Origin of the sequence: Thermocatellispora tengchongensis (genome assembly GCF_014202315.1) — a bacterium.
Lineage (GTDB): Bacteria > Actinomycetota > Actinomycetes > Streptosporangiales > Streptosporangiaceae > Thermocatellispora > Thermocatellispora tengchongensis.
The window spans coordinates 213,291-229,640 of the sequence record NZ_JACHGN010000006.1 but is presented as its reverse complement, the minus strand read 5'-3'; the positions used below and the strand labels follow the sequence as shown (position 1 = coordinate 229,640).

Below are 16,350 nucleotides of genomic sequence, written 5' to 3'. Positions count from 1 at the left end.
AGTCGAGTGGCCGATGTGGTCTGTGTCCCCCGGGCCGCAAATTACCGCCTTCACGGAATACCGTTCGGCTGGAGCCGTGTTGTGCCTCTCGCCGAGGAGGCGACCGCCACATCGGCCTAAAGCGTGTGGCAGGGCCCCGCGAGCATCTGGACGATGCTCGCGGGGCCTTTGCGTTCTCGCGGAGGTTCGCGTTAGGCGGGGCGGGCGGGGCGAGAATAGGGTTGGCGGGTCCAGCGTACGAAGGGCGCCCGGGCCGCCGCCCGCGCCGAACGAGGAGAGGCCGTTGCTCTACGAGGTCACCAAGATCGTCAGTGCCCCGTTCCTGCACCTGCTGTGGCGCCCGAAGGTGAGCGGCGTGGAGCACGTGCCGGTCAAGGGCCCGGCCATCATGGCCTCCAACCACCTGTCGGTGCTCGACTCCACGTTCCTGCCGCTGATGCTGCCGCGGCGGGTGACGTTCCTGGCCAAGGCCGAGTACTTCACCGGCAACCCGATCACGGCCATGTACATGCGCGCCACGGGCCAGATCGGCGTGGACCGGTCCAGCGCCGGGGCGGCGCAGGGCGTGCTGGACGCGGCGGTGAAGGTGCTGGAGGAGGGCAACCTGTTCGGCATCTACCCCGAGGGCACCCGCTCCCCCGACGGACGGCTGTACCGCGGCAAGATCGGCGTGGCCTGGCTGGCGCTGAAGACCGGGCTGCCGGTCATCCCGGTGGCGATGTCGGGCACCGACAAGGTGCTGCCGATCGGGGCGACCGTGCCGCGCATCGCGCCGATCGGGATCAAGATCGGCGAGCCGATGACCTTCAGCGGCGACGAGCGGCAGGCCCGCACCCGGCGCGAGGTCACCGACGAGATCATGGCCGCGATCCAGAAGTTGTCCGGGCAAGAATACGTTCCCGAGTACGCCGCCTCGGTGAAGGCCCGCCGACCGGCCGCGTGAACCCCCCGGGTTGGGGGTGAACCGGGTTCCGTCCCGGCGCGAATACTAAGCTCGGGTGCTCGGAGGCCATCGGACGATCAGGGGGTGTCGGGTGCCACGGGGGCGTACGATCGCCATCGCTTCGGTGATCACCGTGCTGGCGGTGGGGGCCGCCGCCGGTGGCGCCTACTACGTGCTGCACACGCGCGGCACGCCGGGTGAGACCGCGACGCGGTATCTCCAGGCGTGGCAGCGGGGCGACCTGGCGGCCATGCGCGCCGAGCTGGCCGCGCCCGCGCAGGGGTTCGACCAGGCGTACGCCTCACTGGGCAAGGCGCTGGGCGTGACCTCGACGAGCGTGTCACTGAGCGGCGTGCGCGAGGGCGACGGGTCGGCGACGGCGGCGTACAAGGCGGTGCAGCGCCTGGCCACGGGCGGCGAGTGGTCCTACGACGGCAGCCTGAGGCTGGTGGTGAAAGACCGGCGGTGGAAGGTCGACTGGTCCCCCGCCGCCGTGCACCCCGACCTGACCGCCCAGACCAAACTGGCATTGAAGACGACCTGGCCCGAGCGCGCCCGGATCACCGACGCCGACGGCGAGCGCATCGACGACGGCGACGACGGCGGATCGGTGCAGCAGCTCGTGGGCTGGCTGGACAAGGCGACCGACAAGGACGTCAAGCAGCTCGGCGTCCCCTACGAGAAGGGCGACCCGGTCGGCCGGGCCGGGCTGCAGGCCACGTTCCAAAAGCGGCTGGCCGGGCGGCCGACCACGACCGTCGAGCTGGTCGGCGGGGGCGGCAAACGGGTCAAGAAACTGGGCGAGCTGGAGGGCGCCGAGGGCGAGGACGTGCGCACCACGCTCGACCTGAGCGTGCAGCGCGCCGCCGTCGAGGCCGTACGCGGCCTGGACAAGCCCGCCTCGCTGGTGGCGATCCGCCCCGGCACCGGGGAGATCCTGGCGGTGGTCAACAACCGGGGCGGGTTCAACCGGGCGCTGGACGGCAACTACCCGCCGGGATCGACGTTCAAGGCCGTCACGGCGCTCGGACTGCTGGCCGAGGGGATGTCGGCCGGACAGCAGGTGAGCTGCCCCAAGTACGTCACCGTCGGCGGGCTGAAGATCCGCAACTCCGAGCACGCCGAGTACGGCTCGCTCAGCCTGAGCGACGCCTTCGCCCACTCGTGCAACACCACCTTCGCCCCGCTGGCCGCCCAGCGGCTCGGGGCGGCCAAGCTGCTGGCGACGGCCGAGATGGTGGGCTTCAACCAGCCGCTGAACATCGGCGTCCCGGCCACCAAGGCGAGCCTGCCCAAGGCGCAGAGCGACGCCGAGCTGGCCGCCGAGTCCTTCGGCCAGGCCCGCATCACCTCCAGCCCGCTGGTGATGGCCTCGGTCGCGGCGGCCATCGCCTCCGGCACCTGGCACCCGCCGACGCTGGTCCCCTCCATCAAGCAGAAGGCCGAGCCGGTCGAGCTGCCGTCCGAGGCGACCGAGGCGCTGCGCTCGATGATGTCCGCGGTGGTCACCAAGGGCACCGCGAAGAAGGCGGGGCTGCCGTCCGGCACGCGCGGCAAGACCGGGACCGCCGAGTACGGCACCGGGGAGAAGCTCGACTCGCACGCCTGGTTCATCGGCTACCGGGGCGAGGTCGCCTTCGCCGTGGTGGTGGAGGGCGGCGGCGGTGGCGGCGCGGTGGCCGCGCCGATCGCCGCCACGTTCCTCAAGGCGCTGCCCTGACCTGAACCGCGCCGCCCTGCCCCTCGGAGGGCCGCCGGACGCGGGCCCTGGAGGGCCGGTGTGTCGCGCGGGTCAGGCGTACGAGCCCGCGCTGACGCCCTCGACCAGGCCCGGCCCGGTGGGCTTCATCCAGCCGAGGTCGGCCTCGGCCAGGGTGGGGTCGATCGGGGCCTCCCGGGCGAGGAGGGCGGTGAGCGCGGGCCCCGGGGTCTGCTCGGCCACGGCGGGCGAGATCGGCCGGGCGCGGGGGCCGGTGAGCTTGGCGACGGCCGTCGGCGATCTCGCACATGGGCACCCGCTCGCAGGAGGCGACGTCGTACGCCCCGCCGCCAGCGCGTTCCACGGCGCGCAGGAACAGCTCGGCGGCGGCGTCCACATGCACGGCGCTCCACTGGTTGCCGCCACCGCGCGAGCGACGAGCGCCGGACGGCCGGGGCGGCGCGTCGTCCGCGCCCAGCCTCCGGCCGCCACGTCGCCCCTGGATGGTGAACGGCCCCGCGGGCGGGGACCTCAGACCAGGTTGCAGCTCGGCACGAAGCCCCGCACGCCCGTCGCGAGGTTACGGCCGTACCCCCACAGCGTCGCGATCGAGCCGTTGTCGCAGACGTACTCCGGCCCCCAGTCGAACCGCTCGGTCTCGAAGCCCTGGCCCGGATAACCCAGCCCGAGCACCGGCGAACCGGCGTGGGCCCGCAGGAAGATCCGCACCCCCGGCACCCTGAAGTCCCAGCGCACCGGATCGGCCCGCACGACGGCGTGACCGGCCTCCACGGCCCCCGGCGCCGCCGCCTGCGCCGCCCCCGCACCCGCGAACGCGACCGCGCACAGCGCGACCCCACCGAACGCCGCGGCCCCGATCCGCGCCAGCTTCTTCCGCATGCCTTCCTCCTCCTGTCGCTGCCATGAGCGGCCCGACGCCACCCGCTAACAGGGTGTGATGAAGCGAACACGCAGGGAATCCGGGAAAACCCGTAGTCCGCCACGGGAAATCGCCGCCGGAACGGCCGAGGCGGGTCGAGAAGCCAACCATATGAGCCGGTAGGGGACGCTCTTCGCGTAACAGGAGTTACCCGGAGATCGCGGATCTTTGTCGGCCAGGGCCGCTAGCATCTCGCGCATCGCGGCGGGAGAGCCCCGGTGAGCGTTCACGCGCGTCCCAGCGGGCGCGCGGCCCATTTTTCGTACGGTGAAAGGCGGCGGCTTTGGCATGGCTGGCTGCGGGCGACGGGTACGAGGTCGCCCTGATCGAGGGGCGGGTGGCGGCGAGGGCCACGTCCGGGCGGGCCGCCGGGCGGCGGTTGAAGTCGCTGCCCAAGGCCCTGCGTGAGCATCCGGAGGTGGATCGGCTGCGGCGGCTGGCGCAGTGGCTGGACCGGCATGCCGACGCGTGCGTGGCGCAGGTGGACGCGTGGATGGTCTCCTCGCTGCCGGTGCCGACCGGGCTGCTGGCGCGGGTGTGGCCCGACGAGGCGTGGCAGGCGGCCCTGCGCGACATGGCGGTGGTGGGCGACGACCCCGACGAGGTGGGCTTCCTGCGCGACGCCACCGGCTCCGGCGAGCTGCGGGTGGTGAATCTCGACGGCGAGACCGTACGCCTGGCGCCGCGCACGGTGACGTTGCCCCACCCCGTGCTGCTGCCCGACCTGGACGATCTGCGCGAGTTCGCCGCCGAGCTGGGCGTGACCCAGCGGGTCGAGCAGATCCACCGTGCCACCTGGGTCAAGCCCGCCGGTCTGGCCGAGAAGGCCCGTGCCGTGACGGAGTTCTCCGGCGGGCGCTACGACTCCCGCTTCCACCTGGCCGCCCGCGCCACCGCGCTCGGCTACCGGGTGTCCGGGGGCTATGCCACCTGCCGGGTGCGCGACGGCGCCCGCACCGTCGAGGCGGCGGTGTGGATCGGCGAGCCGTACTGGGAGGACTCGGTGGAGACGGGCGACCTGATCTGGCACGACCGCGACGGCAGGAGCCTGCCGCTGCGTGAGGTCGGGCCGGTGGCCTGGTCGGAGGGGATGCGCATGGCCGCGGCGCTGTACGCCGGGCGCAAGGTGGAGGAAGGCGGGAAGGCGTGAGCGAGCGGATGACGCCGGCGCAGGCCGAGGAGCTGCTGAAGGCGGGGGCGGTGCTGCCGCCGGGGACCGATGCGGGCGAGCGCGCGGTGCCGCTGGTGGCGCGCGCCTACCGGCATCCCGGCCTGGACGACCGGGTGGTGGTCCGCCTGGTGCCGGAGGAGCTGGGCGCGGCCGAGGACCTGGCGGCGGGCTTCATGGGCCTGGAGCCCGACGGCGAACCGGTGGTGGTCGGGCTGGGGGCGCGCCGCTCGCTCGGCTTCCCCGAGTGGGTGCTGGCCCACCATCCCCAGGACGGGCGGCACGCGCTCGGCGTCATGCCCGAGCTGGAGCGCATCGCCCGGCAGGCCAGGTCGAAGCCCAAGCAGGCGCTGGACGCCTACCAGCGGCTCGCCCGCGAGATGGCCGCGTCCGTGCCGCACTTCCTGCCCACCTTCTACGAGCAGGCCGGCCGGGTGTTCCTGGACGTGGAGAACCCCGCGTACGCCGCGCAGATGTTCGGGGCCGCGCGCCGGGCGGAGGCCGAGCACGGCCTTGAGGTGGACGAGGACCGTCTCGACGCGGTGTTCCTGGAGTTCGCGCTGGCGGGGGCGCTGCCGGTGAAGGTGCTCTCGGCGTACGCCAAGGAGCTGGCCGCCCGGGTGCCGGCGGAGGAGGCGCTGCGCCGCTTCGCCCGGCTGTGCGTGCGGCGCACGGCCGGGGGCCTGCCGCCCTCGGCGCAGATGGCGGCCGACCTGCGGAGGCTGGCGCGGGCCTGCGGCGCCGACGCCGACGCGGAGGAGCAGGCGTACCTCGGCGAGCTGCTCGGGCTGCCGGTCACGCAGCGGGCGGCCACCGGCTGGTGGAAGGCCCACGGCGCGGCCATCGCCGCGCTGGCCCGGCGCGAGCCGCGGGTGCGCGGCGCGCTGCTGAACATGATGCCGCAGTCCCGCGACTCCGAGCTGGCCGCGGTGTGGCTGGATCTCCTGGACCGCTCCGGCGCCACCGCCGGTCTGATCGACCCCGGCGCGCCGGAGGAGGAGCGGCCCGCCGACGGCAGCTCGGGCTGGCTGGCCAGGTTCCTCACGGCGCGCAACTACGCCTGGGGCCTGCCGGCCCGCCTGCCCCGCCTGTACGACCTGGTGGAGCGGATGGCCGGGGCGCTGCGCGCCGAGCCGGCCGAGGGCGGCGTCCCGATGTCCCTGATCGGCAACGACGTCGATCTGGTGGACCTGCTGCTCGCCCTGGGCGTCCCCGTGGCGGCCCCCGGGCCGCGCGACTGGCTGCGGCTGGAGCACTGGGCCACGGGCGAGGGCCGGCGCGACCTGCTCGCCCTGGGCGCCGACGAGCGCTTCAAGCCCGTCTTCCACCGCGCCTGCGACGGCTTGGACGGCGACGAGTCCGGCATCCGCGCCGTACGCGTGCTGGCCGGTTCGCCCGGCGGCCGTCCGCTGCTGGCCGAGTGGGTGGCCGAGGTGGCCCGCAGGTTCACCACCACCGGCCTGCCCGACATGCCCGAGGCGATGCGCAGGCTGGCCTGGCTCCCCGGCGAGGCGCTTGCCCTGGCCGCCGACGAGGTGCGGCGGGCCGCCGCGACCGACGTCGCGCCGGTGCTCGCCCGCACCCTGCGCGCCGGGCTGCTCGACGAGCTGGGCTGGCCGGCCTGGGACGACGCCGCGGCCGCGCTGGTGCCGGTGCAGGACGTGGACGACATCATCGTCGCCGACGCCTGGCCGCACCTGATCGCCGCGGGCCCCGCCCAGGTCAGGGTGCTGGGCGCGGAGGGCACCGTGCTCACCCACGACCTGCGCATCCCGTCGGGCGACCTGTGGGGCCGTCCCGGCTTCCACCACGTGGGCGGCGAGCTGCTGGTGTACTGGAGGTCCCGGGCCCTGGACGACGGGCTGCGCGGATACTGGCACACCTCCCCCTCCACCCTGCACCCGATCGAGGGCCGCGACGTGCGGGGCCTGCAGCTCGACTGGTACCACGGCGACGACGCGGTCACGCTGCCGCTGCCCGGCGGCGGGCGCACCACCGGCCATCTGCCGCTCAACGCGGGCGACACCGTCCTGCCCGAGGAGCTCCCGGTGATGAGCGACGGGGCCGCGTACTGGGTGCGGATCTACGACAGGTCCGAGCCCGGCGGCGCGTGGCACGAGTTCGACCCGGCGAGCGGGCGCCACGGCCGCAGGTCGCTGCCGGGCTTCCTGGCCGACGCGCTCCGCGCCGCCCCTGCCGGCAGCGAGCTGGTCACGGGCTGGCTGCTGCCCGCGCCCTCGGCCGAGCCCACCGCCTTCGCCGTCCCGGCCGGCGGCCTGTACGGCTGGCGCGTGGTGCGCCTGCCCGACGGCGCCCAGCGCGGCGAGGACCTGGCGGGGCGGGCGGTGACCGTGCCGCCGGGAGCGCCGTCGCCGGTGGGCGCGCTCACCCTGCCCGGCGGGGAGGACCGCCCCCTCGCCGTCGTCCGCACCGGCGCCTACCGGATCTCGCTGATCGACGCCGACGGCATCGTGACCACCACGGTCAAGACCGACGCCGCGCCCGGCCCCTTCGCCGAGGGCACGCTCATCCTGCCGCCGCCGCACTACTGGCACTGCCTGCGGCCGCGCGACCCGCGGGGCTCGGCGGCGCTGCGCCGCGCCGATCGCGACCTGGCCGCGGCGCTGCTGGACGCCGCCCTGGGCGCCGCCGACGGGGAGACCGGCGCGGAGGACGACGAGCTGAGGGCGCGGGTGCGCGCGCTGCTGCCCGAGGTGACCGACGACGCGCTGGCGACGGGGATCGCGGGCGTCGTCCGCTTCGCCGCCGCCCAGCGGGCCCGGCTGCAGGAGGTCGGCACCAGGCTGAGCGAGGCGCTCGACGGCGGCCCGCAGGAGGACAGCACCCCGGCGGGGCCCACCGACCGCCGCGTCGAGGAGGCCCTGACCGGCCTGGGCTGGTTCGGCGGGTTCCGCTGGCACCACACCGAGCACGACGGCGCGTGGCGGCAGATCCGCGCGCTCGCGCGGGCGGTGGCCGGGGAGCTTCCCCCGGGCCCGGCGGACCGGCTGCACGGGTACGCGCTGCCGGGTTCGACCCTGCAATGGGACCTGCTGCTCGACACTCCCGCCGCGCTGGCCTACCGGACCGCCGTCGCGCCGACCACGCCCGACCACCGCACGGCGCTGGCCGGCCTGCTGGGTGCGCTGGACGGCGCGGGGCTGCTCGGCCCGGCGCAGGGGTCCCCGTGGCGGCTGATGTCGCTGAACCTCGCCAAGCGGCACCTGATCGCGCCCGGCGGGGGCCGGTCCGAGGGCCACTGGCTCGGCGTGCTGCCGCTCGACGGCGGCGGGTTCCTCGCCCTGGTGCGCCGCGGGCACCTCGGCGACGACGGCTGCGACTTCACCGCGCTGTGCCACGACCCGTCCGGCCGGTTCGAGGTGCCCGCGCCCTACACCGTCAAGTCCCAGGCGCCCGCCGGCGGCGAGCGCGAGGCCGGCTGGGCGGCGGCGTTCCTCGCCGAGTTGGCCGAGCGCGGGCCGGCGCCGTGGCGGCCGGAGGCCGCCGAGGAGTTCGCCGCGCTCACCGGCGTCTCGCCCACGCTCGCCCGGCTGGTCGTGGCGGGCATGCCGAACATCGACGCCTACCAGCACTCCTTCCTGGACAAGGACGTCCGCACCCTGCTCGGGGTGAAGGCCGCCGATGCGGCCCTGGCCAAGGAAGAGCTGCGGCGGGTGCCCGCCGAGGTGCGGCGCGCGGTCGTCGCCGCGCTCCTGCCCGCCGACCCGGCCGGGCTGTGGACCGCCGGCCCCGACGCCGCCCGCGCCGCCGAGGTGTGGAACGCGGCCCTGGGACGCCGCAGGGCGATCCCCGAATGGCTCGCCTCCGAGGCGGCCCGCTCGGTGCGGACCGGCTGGGACACGGGCCGCACCGTGCAGGCCCTGCTCGACCCGGCCGCCACGCCGGAGCTGAGCCGCGACCTGACCTGGACGATCCGCGGCGACCGCGCGCAGCCCGAGCGCGAGGACGAGGCGGGCTTCTCGGCCGAGGCCCTGGTCTCGGTGGTGGCCATGGCGGGCTGGCTGGCCCACCGGCTGCCCGCCGGCGACCCGATCCGGGCCGCGCTCCCCGGCGCGCTGGCCGCGGTCCGCGAGCGGCTGGCCGCCCCGGGGCTGCTGCTCGACCTCGGCCGGTACGTCTCTCTCCCGGCGTTCCGCAAGGCCGCCGGGGCGCCGACCGAGACCGGCCAGGGGTACGAGAGGTACGGCGCGGTCGTCATGGCCACCTACGACGAGCGCCCGGCCCCCGCCGTCCGCGTCGCGGAGGCCGGGCCGTCCGGCGACGACCCGTACCTGCGCGCCCTGATCGCCACGGAGGGGGCGTTCCCGGCCGTGACGGCCCTGCGCATGGCCCTCGATCCCGGGTTCGCCGCCCTGCTGGCCGACCCGGGCGGCCCGGCCGCCGGGGAGCGCGACGCCGACGGCGCCTGGTGGCCGCAGGACCCCACCCGCTCGGTGCCCGATCTGGTGGCGGAGGCCGCCAAGGAGCACGGCCTGAGCGAGGACGCCGCCGCGGTCTACCTCATGCTGCTGGCCATGCCCGACCCCACCGACCGCAACACCGCCCGGTGGACCGGCTGGAAGCCCGCGCGCCTGAAGGCGGCCCGCGCCGAGCTCGCCGCCACCTCCCTGGTCGTCGAGGCCGGGCGGTCGCGGGCCGGGCGCTCGCTGTTCCTGCCCGGCGGCTGGGAGGAGTCGCGCTCCCCCCGCCTGCCGCTGGAGACCTGGAAGCTGCCCATGTTCGGCGACGCCGAGAACGCGTTCCCCCTCGTGCCGCAGGAGCCGGCCGCCGCCCTGTACGCCCGCGCCTGGCGCCGGGTGCGCGAGGGCGACGCCCCCAGGTTCGAGGAGCTCAAGGCCCGGCGCGGACGCCGGCGCTGACCATCACGACACACCGACGAGGACCCCGATGACCCTTACCGATGAGAACGCGTCCCCGGCCGCGCCCGAGCGCCAGGTGCTCGCGGCGGAGGAGCGGTACGCGACCGAGCTGGCCTTCCTCGCCGCCCACGACGACGGCCCCCGGCCGCCCGGATGGCGGCTGACGCCGCGCGCGGTGGTGACCTTCGTGTGCGGCAGCGGCGGCGAGACCCTGGAGCTGCCCGCCGAGCGGCGGGCGGACGGGCTTCCGGCCCGGCTGAAGGTGGCCCCCAAGTTCGTCGGGGAGCGCGCCCTGATCGAGCGGTGCGTGGTGACCCTGGCGGGCGAGCGCGGCCTGCTGCTGGCCGGCGAGCCGGGCACCGCCAAGTCCATGCTGTCGGAGCTGCTGGCGGCGGCGGTGTGCGGCACCAGCGCGCTCACCGTCCAGGGCACCGCCGGCACCACCGAGGACGCCTTCCGCTACGGCTGGAACTACGCGCTGCTGCTCGCGCAGGGCCCGAGCCGCGCCGCCCTGGTCGACTCCCCCGTGCTCACCGCCATGCGCACCGGCCGCGTCGCCCGGGTCGAGGAGATCACCCGCTGCCTGCCGGAGGTGCAGGACGCGCTGGTGTCGATCCTGTCCGACCGCCGGGTGAGCGTGCCGGAGCTGGCCGGCACGCAGGACGCCCAGGTCGCGGCGGCCCCCGGGTTCACCGTGATCGCCACCGCCAACCTGCGCGACCGCGGCGTCTCGGAGATGTCGGCCGCGCTCAAGCGGCGCTTCAACTTCGAGACCGTCGGCCCGATCGCCGACGCCGACGCCGAGACCGCCCTCGTGCGCCGCCAGGCCACCGCCGTCGTCGAGCGCGCCGGCGCCGCGTTCTCCGTGGACGACGCGGTGCTCGACGCCCTGGTCACCGTCTTCCGCGACCTGCGCTCGGGCCGCTCGGCGGAGGGCTGGGACGTCGAGCGGCCCGGCACCGTGATGTCCACCGCCGAGGCGGTGCAGGTCGCGGCGTCCCTGGGGGTCGCGGCGGCGTACCTGCCGGTGGGCGACGTGCTGGACCTGGTGCCCGGACACCTGCTGGGCGTGGTGCGCAAGGACGACCCGGCCGACCACGCGCGGCTGCTGGGCTACTGGGACGGCCCGGTACGCCGCCGCGCCGAGGACGGCTCGGCGATGTGGCGCCGCCTGTGGGACCTGCGGGAGAGCCTGCGTTGACCCCTCCCGGTTCCCTCGCATCCGCGTCCCCGCCCGAGGCGGTGGCGGCGCTGGCCGGGTCGGCGCGGCCGTACCTGCTGGGGGTGCGCCACCACAGCCCCGCGCTGGCCGTGGTGCTGCCCGAGCTGCTGGACGCCGCCGGCGCCGAGGTGGTCTGCGTCGAGCTGCCCGCGGACTTCCAGCCGTGGCTGGAGCACCTGGCCGATCCCGCGACGGTCGCCCCGGTCGCCCTGGCCGGGACCGGCGCGGACGGCAGGCTGGGCTTCTACCCGTTCGCCGACTTCTCCCCCGAGCTGGTCGCCATCCGCTGGGCCTGGAAGCAGGGCGCGGAGGTGCGCTGCTGCGACCTGCCGCTGTCCGACCCGGGCTGGCAGGCCCCGGACCACGTCGCATCGGCCGGCGCGACGGCGGACAAGACGGCCGGGGCGACGGCGGAAAGGGCGGCCGGGGCGACGGCGGAAGGGAGGGCCGCCGCGCCCGGCACGGCGTACGCCGACGGGCTGGCCGCCTCCGGCACCGGCCGTGACGGTGATGACATGTGGGACCGCGCGGTGGAGGTCCTGGCGCCCGGCTGCGAGCCCGAGGCCGTGCGCCGGGCCGCGCTCGGCGTCGGCTGGGCGCTGCGCCGCGACGCCGAGACCGCGGGCGGCGTGCCGGCCCGCGACCTGGCCCGCGAGGCGCACATGCGCCGGGTGATCGCCGCCGCCGGGTCCGGCGGGCGCCGGGTGGCCGCGGTGGTCGGGGCCTTCCACGCGCCCGCCCTGGCCGAGCCGGGCGACCCCGGCGGCTCCCCGGGGGAGGCCGCGGCGGCGGTGACCTCGCTGGTCCCGTACGCCTTCGACCTGCTCGACTCGCGCTCGGGCTACCCGGCGGGCATCCGCGACCCGCGCTGGCAGCAGGCGGTGTTCGCCGCGGGCGGCGATCCCGAGCGGGTCGCCGACGCCGCCGCCCGCGCGATCACGGACCTGTGCCGCGAGCTGCGCGCGGCCGGGCACACCGCGGGCACCGGCGAGGCGGCCGAGACGCTGCGCCTGGCCTGCGACCTGGCTCGGCTGCGCGGCCTGCCCGCCCCCGGGCGGGGCGAGCTGCTCGAAGCCGTGACGACGGTGCTCGGCCAGGGCGAGCCGCTGGGCCGGGGCCGGGCCCTCGCCCGCGCCCTGGAGACGGTGCTCGTCGGCGCCGAGCGCGGCCGGGTCACGGCCGCCGCGCCTCGCTCCGGGCTCGGCCCCGCGGTCGAGGCCGAGCTGGCGGAGCTGCGGCTGCCCTGCCCCGGCGAACCCGCGCCGAAGGAGCTGCGCCTGGACCCGCTCCGCTCCACGCTCGACGGGCGCCGGGAGGTGGCGCTGCGCCGCCTGCTGGTGTGCGGCGCGGGCTACGGCGAACCGGTCGAGGTCAGCGGCACCGGCGACGGTTCGGCGCTGTCCACGCGGTGGCGGGTGGCGTGGACCCCGGCGGTCCCGGCCCGGCTCGACCTCGCCGGGGTGCGCGGCGTGACGCCGGCGCAGGCCGCGGCCGGCACGCTGCGCGAGACGTACCGGCGCGAGTCCGCCGACGGCGGGCCCACCTGCCGGCTGATCCTGGACAACCTGCGCGACGCCGCCCGCTGCGACCTGCCCGAGCTGGTCGCCGACCGGCTCGCCGAGGCGGCCGTCACACTGCCCGCCACCGCCACGCTCGCCGAGCTGCTCGACGCGCTCGACCTGCTGGAGGCGCTGCGCCGCGAGCACCTTCCCGGCACCACACCGGAGGCACGAGAGGAGGCCGCCGAGCTGGCGGCGAGTCTGCTGGAGGCGGCGGTGCGCGCCCTGCCCGGCCTGGCCGGCGGCGACCGGCCCGAGGACGCCGCCGCCCTGGTCGCCCTGGCCGCCCGCGCCGGGGAGGAGCGGCTGGGGCTGCGGATGGCCGAGACCCTGGCCACGCTGGCGCGTACCGCCTCACCGCTCGTCCAGGGCGCGGCGCTGGCCGCGCGGGTGCTGCTCGACCTGGACGACGCCGCCACGCTCGGCGTGCGCGCCGCCGGCTGGGTGGACACCGCGACCGGCCCGCAGGGGCGCCGCCGCCTGGGCATGCTGCTGACCGGGGTGCTGACGGCGGCGGGGCCGCTGCTGCGGTCGGCTCCGGCCGCCCTCGGCCCGCTGATGGACCGGGTGGACGGCCTGAGCGACACGGAGTTCCTGGACCGGCTGCCCGCGCTGCGCGGCGGGTTCGACACGCTCACGCCCGCCGACCGCGGCCGGCTGCTGGAGACGGTGTCCGAGCGCCTGGGCGACCGGCCCGACCTCACCCTCAGCGCGCCGCCCGCCCTGCTCGGCCTGTGGGCCGCGGCCGACGCCGCCGGGCTGGCCGCCGTACGCGCCCTGGGCCTGCCCGTCCCCGACGGCGACGGCGGCGCGGAGCCGCCCGCGGAGGACGCGCCCGCCCCGGTCCCGGGGACCCGCGCCGGCGGGCACCGGCTGGCGCCCGCCGACCGGTGGCGGCTGCTGCTCGGGCGGGAGGCCGAACGGCTGCCGGCCGGCGCCCGCCCGTACGCGCGGGCCCTGGACGAGCTGTACGGCGCGGGCCGGGGCGAAGGCGCCGACGGCTTCGGCACCGGCGAGGGAGCCGGCACGGACGGCTCCTTCCCCACCGCCCGCGAATGGGCCGAAGAGCTGGAGTCCCTGTTCGGGGCCGAGGTGCGCGAGGAGGTGCTGGGCAGCGCCGCCGAGGCCGGGCGCACCGACGTGCTCGCCGAACTCGACCCGGACTCCGTACGCCCGTCGGTCGAACTGCTCACCTCGGTGCTGTCCCTGGCCGGAGGCATGCCGGAGCAGCGGCTCGCCAAGCTCCGGCCACTCGTGCGCCGCCTGGTAGCCGAGCTGACCCGGGAGCTGGCGACCAGGCTGCGCCCGGCGATGACCGGGCTGGCGACCCCGCGGCCCACCCACCGCCCCGGCGGGCGGCTGGACCTGCCGCGCACGCTGCGCGCCAACCTGCCGCACACGCGGCGGCTGGACGACGGCCGGCTCGTCATCGTGCCGGAGCGGCCGGTGTTCGGCGCCCGCACCCGCCGCGAGGCCGACTGGCGGCTGATCCTGGTGGTGGACGTGTCGGGGTCGATGGAGGCGTCGGTGGTGTGGTCCGCGCTCACCGCCTCGGTCCTGGCCGGGGTGCCCACGCTCTCCACCCACTTCCTCGCCTTCTCCACCCAGGTGATCGACCTGACCGAGCGGGTGGCCGACCCGCTGTCCCTGCTGCTGGAGGTCCGGGTGGGCGGCGGCACGCACATCGCCGCCGGGCTCGCCCGCGCCCGCGCCCTGGTCACCGTGCCGAGCCGCACGCTCGTCGTGGTCGTCAGCGACTTCGAGGAGGGCGGCCCGGTCGGCGGGCTGCTCGGGGAGGTCCGCGCGCTCGCCGGCTCCGGAGTCCACCTGCTGGGCTGCGCGGCCCTGGACGACGAGGGCGTGCCGCGCTACTCGCTGCCGATCGCCCAGCAGCTCGTCGCGGCCGGGATGCCCGTCGCCGCGCTCAGCCCGCTCGCCCTGGCCCACTGGGTGGGCGACCGTCTCCGTGGAGGGTACCGGTGAACGCCCCCGACCCGGCCGGCCAGCTCCCGCCAGTGGCCCCGCAGGTCACCGCCGCCGCCGTGGAGTCGCTGACCTCCCGCCTGCGTAAGAAGCTGGACGCGGCCGTCGAGCAGTACGCCGCCCTGCCCGTCACCGCCGAGGCCGGCGAGATCCGCGTCGTCTGCGGCGAGGACACCGTGGTCACGCTCACACCCGGCCCGTCCGGCACGATCACCCAGGACGACCAGGCGCGCTGCTCCTGCCTGCTCGCGCCCCGCTGCCTGCACCGCGCCGCCGTCCTCACCGCATGCCCGATCGCCGGCCCGGCGACGCCCGCCCCGGCCCCGGACGCGGCGACGACCGAGGCGGCGGGGGACGCGGCTGGGGATGCGGCGGAAGGCCCCGCGCCTCCCGGCGCGGGGACACCGGACTCTGCGCCCCACGACGAGGCGGAACCAGGACGAACGCCGTCCACCGGGCAGCAACCGGCGGACGGCGCGGCGGGTGACCGGCCTGCCGGGCCTACGGCCGCGCAGGTCGCGGCGGCGCGGGGGCTGTGGGCCGCCGCCGCGGCCGTGCTGGCGGCGGGGGTGCCCGGGGCGGGGGCGGTGCCGCAGGCCGAGCTGCTGCGCGCCGCGCACACCGCGAGGCTGGCCGGGCTGCCCAGGGCGGAGGCCGCGGCCCTGCGGGTGGTGCGCGGCCTGCGCGCGGCCCGCGACCGGCACAACGGTCACAGTCTGGCCGGCCTGGTGGCGGCGCTGCGCGAGCTCCTGCTCACCGCGGGCAGGCTGGCCAGGGGAGACGCCGGCCCCGGCCTGATCGGCAGCGTACGCCGCGACTACCGGCCGGGCGGCGGCCTGCGGGTGTTCGGCGTGTGCCGCGAGCCGGTGATCAGCGCGACCGGGTACGCCGGCGTGGTCACCCACCTGGTGTCGGAGGACGGCCGCTGGTTCTCGGTGGCGGACGTCAGGCCCGGCGGCCCGGCGCGGGCCCGCGGGGCGGGGACGGCGACGGTCGCCCTCGGCTCGGGCGTGCTCGACCACGCCCGGCTGGCGCGGGCCGGGCTCCTGGTGACCGGCGCGACGGTATCGCCGGACGGCCGCCTGGGCGCGGGTTCCGGCGTGCGCGCCACCCCGCTGCCGGGCATGCCGTGGACGGAGGGGCCGATGGCCGCCCTGTTCGCCCGTCCGCTGGCCGAGGCCGCGAACGCCCGGCTGTCCGGCGACGGCTACTACGGCGACGATCCGGACGCCGAGGAGCGGGCCCGCGAGCTCGTCGGCTGCGACCTGATGATCCTGGGCCCGGCCGGCGACCACGTGCTCGCCCGCGAGCTGCTGCCGGCGCAGGCCGGCGGGCCGCTGATCCGGCTGGTCCCGGCCTCCCGTCACCCCGGGCTGGCCCACGTGGAGAACCTGCGCCGGCTGGCCTCCCGCCCCGGCGCCCTGGTACGCGTGGTGGGCCGGGTGGACCCCGCCCGAGCGGCCACCCTGCTCCCGCTCGCGGTGGGCCCGGTCCCCGGCGCCACGGCCACGCTGCGCCTGCCCCAGGAGTGGCAGGACCGCGCCGACCTCGGCTACGACCGGCTCCAGGGCTCCCACCTGCCCCCCGCCGCACCCCAACCGGCGACGGAGACCGGCCCGGCCCAGGCGGAGGCCGGGATCGACGCGGCTTCGCCGTTGTGGCGGGTGCGCCGGGTGGTCGAGGTGGCGGTGGCCGGGGGGCGGCGGGCCGTGGCCGAGGCGGGGCGTGAACGGGTCTTCGCGGGGCAGGATGTCCCGTTGCGCCGGGCCGGGTTCCGGGGCGGGGCCGACCTGGGGGCGGCACTGACGGCGGAGGCCGACCGGCGTACGCGCGACGTGTTCGGGCGGCCGGCCGACTCGGGGCCCGACGCGTACGCGTGGGCGTGGCTGGCCGCGGCGACGTACCTGGAGGCGACGGAACGGGCCGTCATCCGGGCCTCCTGGCAGCCGTGACCAC

At 77.1% G+C, this 16,350-nt stretch carries 9 protein-coding genes; 7 read left to right on the top strand and 2 right to left on the bottom strand.

Annotation, left to right across the window (positions count from 1 at the left end; genetic code table 11):
* Positions 1 to 283 precede the first annotated feature (283 nt).
* Positions 284 to 943, top strand: coding sequence for a lysophospholipid acyltransferase family protein (locus HNP84_RS15815; protein WP_185050465.1), 660 nt, complete (start codon positions 284 to 286; stop codon positions 941 to 943).
* Positions 944 to 1,034: 91 nt separating this feature from the next.
* Positions 1,035 to 2,663 (top strand): penicillin-binding transpeptidase domain-containing protein, encoded by a 1,629-nt coding sequence (locus tag HNP84_RS15810; RefSeq protein ID WP_185050464.1) that lies wholly within the window; start codon positions 1,035 to 1,037, stop codon positions 2,661 to 2,663.
* Positions 2,664 to 2,735: 72 nt separating this feature from the next.
* On the opposite strand, the gene HNP84_RS15805 is transcribed toward HNP84_RS15810, so the two are convergent.
* Positions 2,736 to 3,041 (bottom strand): hypothetical protein, encoded by a 306-nt coding sequence (locus HNP84_RS15805; protein WP_185050463.1) that lies wholly within the window; start codon positions 3,039 to 3,041, stop codon positions 2,736 to 2,738.
* 132 nt (positions 3,042 to 3,173) lie between these two features.
* Entirely contained in the window at positions 3,174 to 3,542 is a 369-nt protein-coding gene (locus tag HNP84_RS15800; protein ID WP_185050462.1) for a hypothetical protein, read from the bottom strand.
* Positions 3,543 to 3,865: 323 nt separating this feature from the next.
* On the opposite strand from HNP84_RS15800, the gene HNP84_RS15795 reads away from it, so the two are divergent.
* The 5 genes from HNP84_RS15795 to HNP84_RS15775 are packed head-to-tail and all read left to right on the top strand — an operon-like array spanning position 3,866 to position 16,346.
* A complete protein-coding gene (locus HNP84_RS15795; RefSeq protein WP_185050461.1) occupies positions 3,866 to 4,732 on the top strand; it encodes a DUF4132 domain-containing protein in 867 nt (288 codons plus the stop codon).
* Positions 4,729 to 9,630, top strand: coding sequence for a DNA-binding protein (locus HNP84_RS55010; RefSeq protein WP_312924943.1), 4,902 nt, complete (start codon positions 4,729 to 4,731; stop codon positions 9,628 to 9,630). Before HNP84_RS15795 ends, HNP84_RS55010 begins: the two co-directional genes overlap by 4 nt.
* A 28-nt stretch (positions 9,631 to 9,658) precedes the next feature.
* Positions 9,659 to 10,831 (top strand): ATP-binding protein, encoded by a 1,173-nt coding sequence (locus HNP84_RS15785; protein ID WP_185050460.1) that lies wholly within the window; start codon positions 9,659 to 9,661, stop codon positions 10,829 to 10,831.
* Entirely contained in the window at positions 10,828 to 14,394 is a 3,567-nt protein-coding gene (locus HNP84_RS15780) for a DUF5682 family protein (protein WP_185050459.1), read from the top strand. The genes HNP84_RS15785 and HNP84_RS15780 overlap by 4 nt, the downstream gene beginning before the upstream one ends.
* The gene (locus tag HNP84_RS15775; protein ID WP_185050458.1) at positions 14,391 to 16,346 is read left to right on the top strand and encodes an SWIM zinc finger family protein; all 1,956 of its coding nucleotides are present in this window, start codon (positions 14,391 to 14,393) and stop codon (positions 16,344 to 16,346) included. Before HNP84_RS15780 ends, HNP84_RS15775 begins: the two co-directional genes overlap by 4 nt.
* Positions 16,347 to 16,350 lie beyond the last annotated feature (4 nt).